Here is a 7,307-nt window from a genome sequence, read left to right as displayed (position 1 = left end):
ACACAAAGGGCTTTTGGAAAGGGCTCTTTACCTGCTATGACCACCCACACCTTCCTCGCACCAACAACGATCATGAACGATTTTTCAGAAAGACGAAAACTCGTCACCGACGAATGACAGGATTAAGAAGCTGGAACGAATACATTATTCGCTCCGGCGAGTTTGTCGTGTTCGTTGATGACGCCCTCCGTCAGAAAGACCTCCTAGAACGTCTTCAAAGCGTCAGCTACCAAACTTTTCGGGAAGAACGAGTTCGATGGTCTCATCGTTTGGAAGAGACAACGAAGCGTCGACGCTTCCGACGCAACCCACAAAAGTATCTACAAGAGATTGAAACTAAATATTGTTCGTTAATTGGTCAGTCGTAGTTTTTTTTGAACATCAACGACACTCCTTAAAGCTTAAAATAAAACACTACATTATGTAGTATATCATCGAGTTGTACTTTTTTACCACTAGTATAAAAAGTATAACAAGTGAATAGTTACAATTTCTATGGGAGTTTATTCCGTGTGCAACGTAGTTGCGTGAGCTGCTTCCTGTCTCTGGGGGGTATGTAATGCCATAGAATCATTAATCTTTCTTTCAATTTCAGTCACACCATTTTCTTGTTACGGAATTCCTTTGCCTTTTAACTTGAAAATATACAGAATAAAGAATAAAGTTGCGCCAGGATAAAGGCGCAACTTTTAAGACTACGAAATGTAGTGTATTGGTCCAAAAAAAGTTATCACTATTGCCTTTACAGAACACGTCTTGCAGTAATATAACGAGAATCCCAATAGCCAGCCATATCCCCGATGGTTACGCCAATTCCTTTTCTATACGTGTGTAGCAGTTTTCCATTGCCCATATATATAGCAACATGACCTACTTTTCCTGGGCCTGTTTTCGGTGTTGAAAAGAAGACCAGATCGCCTTTACGCAATTTACTTTTAGGAACATAGGTGCCTGACTTTATTTGCTGCCTGCTGCTGCGTGGGAGGTCGATCCCATATTGCTTATAAACGTATTGAGTAAAGGAAGAACAGTCGAACACATCTGTACGACCTGCTTTTGCTCCAAATTGATAAGGAGTGCCCAGAAACTTTTTCCCTGTGGAAATGATTTTATCCGCCTTGGATGCAGAAACAGTAACACTTGTCTCTGCTTTAGCTGTGTTAGGAGATATAAAAATATTACCGGAAATAGCAAAAGCCGTAGCAAGACTGACACCAGCAAAAGTTTTCATCCATTTGGAATTCAATCTAATCATAACATCCTCCTCGTGTTGACTGAATTAGGTTGGCCACCTGTGTTTTAGTATAACAGGTTCTATAAAACCAACATTTACATATAGCCAGTAGAAGGTAGTACTGGTACTGGTTTCAAACCGATTATTAAAATACGATTAGAAATATTCGAAGGATTTATGTTGATTTTCTATTAACAATAGGGTAATTTATTTAGCTTATCGAAATGGACCTACGTCCGAAACGGTAATATGTCAACCGTCCGTCACTCTGAACAACATAGCTTGGAATTCTTTATGTGGTATTGGGAGAGCAGGACCTTAGAACTGATCGTTCACAATGTTGCTTAGTAATCTCAACTGATCAAAGTACCATTCCAATAATTTTAAAGTTTATTCTTCTAAAAAAAAGTTGTAAAATGGCACTATACCGTTGAAACAAAGATAAAACTTTATCGAAATATATCATTTGTTATACTACAACTCGTAGTGTTAAGGTGGGGGAAAAATGGTTAATGTAAAAAAAATCAATATAAATGAAGAAGGGTTGAATCGATTTTTTGGTCCTCTCGAAGCCAAAATTATGAACATCTTATGGTTATCCGATGGGATGAGTATTAAAGATGTGCAGACAATTATAAACCAGGATAGCCCGATTTCATTTAATGCTGTCATGACTGTTATGAATCGTTTGTTGGAAAAGGGGCATTTAAAGAAAACGATCACAGGTAAAGGACGTTCGAGAAACTCAATTTATACTTCTGTTCAGTCAAAAGAACAGTTTTTAATGGAGCAGACGAAAGTTGTAACCCAAGGGTTAATTCAAGAATTTGGTGATCTTGTTGTCAGTCATATGATAGATGCCTTAGATAACACGGATCCTGACTTACTCGAAAAGCTTCAACATAAATTAAATTCAATGAAAAGCAGGGAATAAACAATGAAACCGACAGTAAAGTCGCATTTAGTGTTTACCTTGTTACTTTTTTTCAGTACATTTATGTTATTAGAGATGGGGCTATTTATTGCACACCAACTTTTAAACGTACAATTGAAATGGAACTTGTTTCAATATTGTTTATCTGGACTTAACGAGCAAACAGTCGGACATGACATCACGAAAATCATGTTCAATGTATTGATTATGTATACACTAGCTAGGATTTTCTTTCGAATTGCCAAACAAATTTATATGTCATGCAAGTGGAACCGAATTTTTCACGCTAAGGAAAATACCAAGTTAACCAAAATACTCAACTCTAAATACCGGAATTGGAACACCAGATTTTTAGTTGTTCAGGATGATTCATTTATAGCTTTAACAATAGGAATGTTGCGTCCTAAAATAATTGTTTCTAGTGGGCTGCTCGGCATGTTTTCGGAACAGGAAACGAAATCGATTTTGCTTCATGAATGGCACCACTACCGTAACTATGATCCTTTAAAGATTTTCATAACGACTGTGATCTCGGATGGCATGGGCTATATCCCCATAATTCGAGCGTCGGTACGATATTATAAAACATGGAGCGAGCTTTTAGCGGATCGTTTTGTTATAAAGAAAATGGATTCGGTTTATGATTTGGCCAATGTTTTATTACGGCTTTCAAATTTAAATAAAGTTCGTAATTATGCTACTGGAGTTTATTTTGCCAATAGCACAATCAACTACCGCATTCAGCAGGTACTCGAGCCAGAAAAGTCGATTCATGTTCCTTTTTTGCAGACCAAACCTGTTTTACTTTCTCTGTTTGTCATTTTTGTTTTAAGCAGTATTGTGATGGGTGGGTGTGCATAAGGCATACCCCTTTTTCATGAGAAAAAGAGGTGTTATTTAAATGCACAAGAATAGGACGCTTAAGTAACGAATACATTTTATTTATTTACACTTAATCAGGAGGAGAGAGTATGCCTGGGGCAATTATCTTTAATGGAATTTATGTGAATTCCCAGAGAATAAACGCTGCAATCTTTGTTGGCGAAAATGCTTCGCCAGGCTGGGATTCTCATAACAAAAATCAAATGTCTGTAGGCAAGGTGAAAAACGGGTTTGGCGGTGAGTCAACCTTTTCGGGGAACTTATGTTTAATTTCGGACAACGACTTCTTGGATACGCTTATTTTAGATGGCTACGAGAAGGAAGGTGGGCCAAGCATCCAGTCGTAAGGACTGCATTTTATCGTATCATAAAACTGTGAATATTGAACTAGTGAAGGGATATTAACACGCCATATGGTGACCGGACTTATTAGCGCATATCCAAGAATAAGTCTCTAATTAATTACACATAAAATCATAATAATTAGCCAAAATAATTAGGCGGATAGGTTATAACGAGTATGAAACTCATTTCCCACTCTGAGGATTTTATAAATGATGGATTTCGATGCAGACATAATCTTTTTGAGTTAAGTATCAAACCAAAAAGGCCATGAATCATGGCTTTTTGTTTTAATGTACGCCCAGCATGGGCGTCATCTCTACGGTGAAAGTTCGGAATGGGGGCTGGCAAGCGCCTACTATTAGCCAAAAGCAAGGGTGTCTGTCGCGAGGCAGAATCTGAAAGAAGCTTACGGCAAACGCACGGCTTGAGGTACACGAATCCAATTTGAGGCGGTCGCAGTCGGATGAGTCTCCATTACAAAAGGTGTTAGCGCGGAGATCGGTGGCCATCAATACTTTGCAGGCAACCTGAAATTGTTCGAGGAACTAAACATTCAAAAGCCGTTTATCCCGAAAATGGCTAAGTCACGTGCAGACGACATTGTTCAGATCCATACCGTTCCGAAACTTGTCGCCTTGACGGGAAGCGATCCCTTTGGAATGGAGGGCAAAACTCATGTCACATGAGCAATTTCAACATTGCATCGATGAATGATTAAAGTGTATGCTGGCATGCAATCACTGTTATGACGCTTGTTTGAATGAAGAGCACCTAGCGATGATGAAAGAATGTATTCGGCTTGATCAAGAGTGCGCCGACATTTGTGCTTTCGCTGCACAAGCGATGTCCCGTAACAGTCTTTATGCGAAAGAGCTTTGCAGGATTTGCGCCGATATTTGTGAAGCTTGCGGGAATGAGTGTAAGAAACATGAACATGAGCACTGTCAGTGCTGTGCCGATGCCTGTTTCTCCTGTGCAAAAACTTGCCGCTCTATGGCGAGATAATTACATCGATACGAAAGCAGCCTATCCTCCAAAAACACGGGGGCATAGGCTGCTTTACATATAAACCATTCTTGCTCCAATAAGTTTGTAAATGAAGAAAAGTAGGCTAATACTAACAACATTATTAGAGGAAGAGCCGCTTGATCGAATAAATGTTTAAGGATGTTCAAATCTTAAAGAGTAGGAGGTATATTTACAATGATGGATGGCATGATGATGGATAGTTCTATGATGATCATGATGTGCATGATGATGGGAATCGGGGCGCTGATCTTTATCGTTACTTGGGGCAACGGTTTATGTTGTCATTCGATCATTGATGATGAAGAGTCGAGTTGTGGATCGCCCTTTGATGATATTAAAAGAACGTTATGTGAAGGGCGAATTGAGCGATGAAGAATATAGTCGAATGAGAAAAACTATCGTTGATTTGAAGTAAATAAAAATGTCTGTACATAGATGAATTGTTGTATCTGATTGAACTTGTTGCTGAATAAAGAAATCGAGGAATCGTTTCAAACTGGTGCAGTAAGAAGGCAGTCAATCCAAACAGCAATCAGTAGCTCCTTCACCGGAAGCTGCTTTTTTCTTTTTTAATGTTAATACTGCGATAACATTCGACATGTAAGATCAAACTATAAATAAGCAAATAATTATATGGCTATTTACAACGGGTAGGGGAGTGTGGGAGAATGAAACGGGATGTTACGCGGATTTTTTTCCTTTGCGGGCAAAATCGGTGCCGAAGTCAGATGGCCGAAGCTTTTGCCAAGTTTTATGGCGGGGACCATGTGGTGGTGGAGAGTGCCGGATTAGAACCATCGAAAGAAGTGCATCCTTACACCGTTGAAGCTATGCGCGAGGTAGGTATCGATCTTTCCCAGCATGTTTGCAAAAAAATTGATATGAAATTTTTTCTAGCGTCGAATGCCATCGTCAAGCTGTGCGAACAAATTATGGAGCGCTGTCCCATCGTACCGTTCAAGATCATGAACGTGGAGTGGAACATCCCCGACCCGTTGGCTGTAGATGGCGGTACCCTGGAAGACGTGAAGAGAGCGCGTGACGAAATTCGGGAGAAAGTGATTGGGTTGCTAAAAGGGATGGACATTCCCGTCGCTTAAAAGGAGTGAAGCAGTTGAGCAAACTAGAAGAAGTAGCGGATACCTTGAAGCTATTGGGGGATCGGAACAGGCTTACTATCGTAGCCTTGTTGCAGGTGAAGGAACTGTGCGTGTGCGAGATCGTGGACATTTTGAAAACGAGCCAGCCCAACATCAGTCAGCATATGCGCAAGCTGCGGGACGGGGGCCTGGTCAAAGAGTCGCGCAGGGGGCAATGGGTGTATTATTCGCTCTGCCTGGAAGACAAGCCTTATATTTTGGATATTCTAAAAGAAATTCCTTCGCAAGGGGCGCTGATTGAGCCTGCCGTTTGCGAAACCAATGATTGCTGTACGTAGTTCAGGAGGAAGCATATGGTTTATGTAGCGATTTTCATTTTCTTGGTAACGTTGCTTTTTGTCAATTGGCAACCGAAAGGATTAAATATCGGCTGGTCGGCAAGTGCCGGAGCGATCCTTGCTTTGCTATTTGGCGTGGTCAGCTTCGCGGACGTCGGCACCGTAACCGGCATCGTGTGGAACGCCACCTTGGCGTTTGTGGCCATTATTTTAATCTCACTGGTGCTGGATGAAATCGGATTTTTTGAGTGGGCTGCATTGCATATGGCGCGGCTGGCACGTGGAAACGGCCTGCTCATGTTTGTCTTTATCATCCTGCTGGGATCGGCGGTTGCCGCCTTGTTTGCCAATGATGGCGGGGCCTTGATTATTACCCCGATTGTACTCGCCATGGTCCGGGCACTTAAGTTTGATGAAAAGATGATCCTGCCGTTTATTATGGCCAGTGGGTTCATTGCGGATACGGCTTCCTTGCCACTTGTCGTCAGCAACTTGGTTAATATCGTATCTGCGGATTATTTTAACATCGGTTTTGCGGAATACGCGAGCCGCATGATTGTTCCGAATTTCTTTTCCGTCATTGCGAGCCTCATTGTGCTGTATCTGTATTTCCGGAAGAGTATCCCGAACACTTACAATCTTACGCAATTGAAAAAGCCGAAGGAAGCCATCAAGGATATGCGGCTGTTTAAGTTATCCTGGGTCATTTTAGCCGCGCTGCTTGTGGCGTATTTCATCAGCGAATTTTTCTCGATCCCTGTATCCATTATTGCCGGGGTTGCAGCGATTGCCTTTTTGTTCGCGGCGAGAAAAAGCCCTGCGATTCATACTTGGAAACTGGTAAAAGGCGCTCCCTGGGCTGTCGTGATCTTCTCTATCGGCATGTATGTGGTCGTGTATGGCTTGCGCAATGCCGGACTTACGGATGCACTAGGCAGCGTCATTCAAGCGGTCGCAGACCAAGGGTTATTTGTGGCTACCGTAGGCATGGGCTTTATTGCAGCCATCCTGTCGTCCATTATGAACAACATGCCCACGGTCATGATCGATGCGCTCGCCATCCAAGGCACGCAAACCGATGGGTTTATTCGTGAGGCGCTGATCTATGCGAATGTGATCGGTTCGGACTTAGGACCGAAAATTACGCCAATCGGCTCCCTGGCGACGCTGCTTTGGCTGCATGTACTATCCACGAAAAACGTGAAAATCAGATGGGGCTATTATTTTAAAGTCGGCATCCTGTTAACCGTTCCCACGTTGTTCATTACGCTCACCGGTCTTTATGTATGGCTTTATGTTCTCCAGACGCTACAGGTGAATGTATGGTTATGTATCGCGGTGATCGTGGTCGTCCTAGTGGTAGTTGCCATGATCATGAAGACATTTATGGGAAGTAAACAAGCGAAAAGAGTTCATCAAGGCGATTAACGAATTGAAATCAAAGG

10 protein-coding genes are annotated in these 7,307 nt (G+C 41.8%); 9 read left to right on the top strand and 1 reads right to left on the bottom strand.

Annotation, left to right across the window (positions count from 1 at the left end):
* Nucleotides 1-742: 742 nt before the first annotated feature.
* Complete coding sequence (locus tag PV433_RS18615; RefSeq protein ID WP_332073562.1) at nt 743-1,255, bottom strand: C40 family peptidase; 513 nt, start codon at nt 1,253-1,255, stop codon at nt 743-745.
* 484 nt (nt 1,256-1,739) lie between these two features.
* On the opposite strand from PV433_RS18615, the gene PV433_RS18610 reads away from it, so the two are divergent.
* The 9 genes from PV433_RS18610 (at nt 1,740) to PV433_RS18570 (ending at nt 7,290) form a co-directional block, all read left to right on the top strand.
* Nucleotides 1,740-2,168 (top strand): BlaI/MecI/CopY family transcriptional regulator, encoded by a 429-nt coding sequence (locus tag PV433_RS18610; protein ID WP_332073561.1) that lies wholly within the window; start codon nt 1,740-1,742, stop codon nt 2,166-2,168.
* Between the two features lie 3 nt (nt 2,169-2,171).
* A complete protein-coding gene (locus PV433_RS18605; RefSeq protein WP_332073560.1) occupies nt 2,172-3,029 on the top strand; it encodes a M56 family metallopeptidase in 858 nt (285 codons plus the stop codon).
* 110 nt (nt 3,030-3,139) lie between these two features.
* Nucleotides 3,140-3,397 carry a hypothetical protein gene (locus PV433_RS18600; protein WP_332073559.1) on the top strand — a complete coding sequence of 86 codons (258 nt, stop codon included), beginning with the start codon at nt 3,140-3,142 and terminating at the stop codon, nt 3,395-3,397.
* A 721-nt stretch (nt 3,398-4,118) separates the two neighbouring features.
* A complete protein-coding gene (locus PV433_RS18595) occupies nt 4,119-4,400 on the top strand; it encodes a four-helix bundle copper-binding protein (RefSeq protein ID WP_332073558.1) in 282 nt (93 codons plus the stop codon).
* A 198-nt stretch (nt 4,401-4,598) separates the two neighbouring features.
* Nucleotides 4,599-4,796 (top strand): hypothetical protein, encoded by a 198-nt coding sequence (locus PV433_RS18590; protein ID WP_332073565.1) that lies wholly within the window; start codon nt 4,599-4,601, stop codon nt 4,794-4,796.
* Nucleotides 4,774-4,839 (top strand): hypothetical protein, encoded by a 66-nt coding sequence (locus PV433_RS18585; RefSeq protein WP_332073564.1) that lies wholly within the window; start codon nt 4,774-4,776, stop codon nt 4,837-4,839. The genes PV433_RS18590 and PV433_RS18585 overlap by 23 nt, the downstream gene beginning before the upstream one ends.
* A gap of 253 nt (nt 4,840-5,092) precedes the next feature.
* A complete protein-coding gene (locus tag PV433_RS18580; RefSeq protein WP_332073557.1) occupies nt 5,093-5,524 on the top strand; it encodes an arsenate reductase ArsC in 432 nt (143 codons plus the stop codon).
* 14 nt (nt 5,525-5,538) lie between these two features.
* Complete coding sequence (locus PV433_RS18575) at nt 5,539-5,862, top strand: ArsR/SmtB family transcription factor (RefSeq protein ID WP_332073556.1); 324 nt, start codon at nt 5,539-5,541, stop codon at nt 5,860-5,862.
* A 15-nt stretch (nt 5,863-5,877) separates the two neighbouring features.
* Nucleotides 5,878-7,290 carry an arsenic transporter gene (locus PV433_RS18570; protein WP_332073555.1) on the top strand — a complete coding sequence of 471 codons (1,413 nt, stop codon included), beginning with the start codon at nt 5,878-5,880 and terminating at the stop codon, nt 7,288-7,290.
* Nucleotides 7,291-7,307: the final 17 nt, after the last annotated feature.

It is taken from the genome of Paenibacillus sp. GYB004, from assembly GCF_036577605.1.
Classification (GTDB): domain Bacteria; phylum Bacillota; class Bacilli; order Paenibacillales; family NBRC-103111; genus Paenibacillus_AB; species Paenibacillus_AB oceani.
This window is presented reverse-complemented; position numbering and strand designations above follow the sequence as displayed.

Coding starts and splice junctions, on each gene's coding strand:
- PV433_RS18610 (WP_332073561.1), top strand. CDS start 1,740: ATGGTTAATGTAAAAAAAATCAATATAAATGAAGAAGGGTTGAATCGA.
- PV433_RS18590 (WP_332073565.1), top strand. CDS start 4,599: ATGATGGATGGCATGATGATGGATAGTTCTATGATGATCATGATGTGC.
- PV433_RS18600 (WP_332073559.1), top strand. CDS start 3,140: ATGCCTGGGGCAATTATCTTTAATGGAATTTATGTGAATTCCCAGAGA.
- PV433_RS18570 (WP_332073555.1), top strand. CDS start 5,878: ATGGTTTATGTAGCGATTTTCATTTTCTTGGTAACGTTGCTTTTTGTC.
- PV433_RS18580 (WP_332073557.1), top strand. CDS start 5,093: ATGAAACGGGATGTTACGCGGATTTTTTTCCTTTGCGGGCAAAATCGG.
- PV433_RS18605 (WP_332073560.1), top strand. CDS start 2,172: ATGAAACCGACAGTAAAGTCGCATTTAGTGTTTACCTTGTTACTTTTT.
- PV433_RS18595 (WP_332073558.1), top strand. CDS start 4,119: ATGCTGGCATGCAATCACTGTTATGACGCTTGTTTGAATGAAGAGCAC.
- PV433_RS18615 (WP_332073562.1), bottom strand. CDS start 1,255: ATGATTAGATTGAATTCCAAATGGATGAAAACTTTTGCTGGTGTCAGT.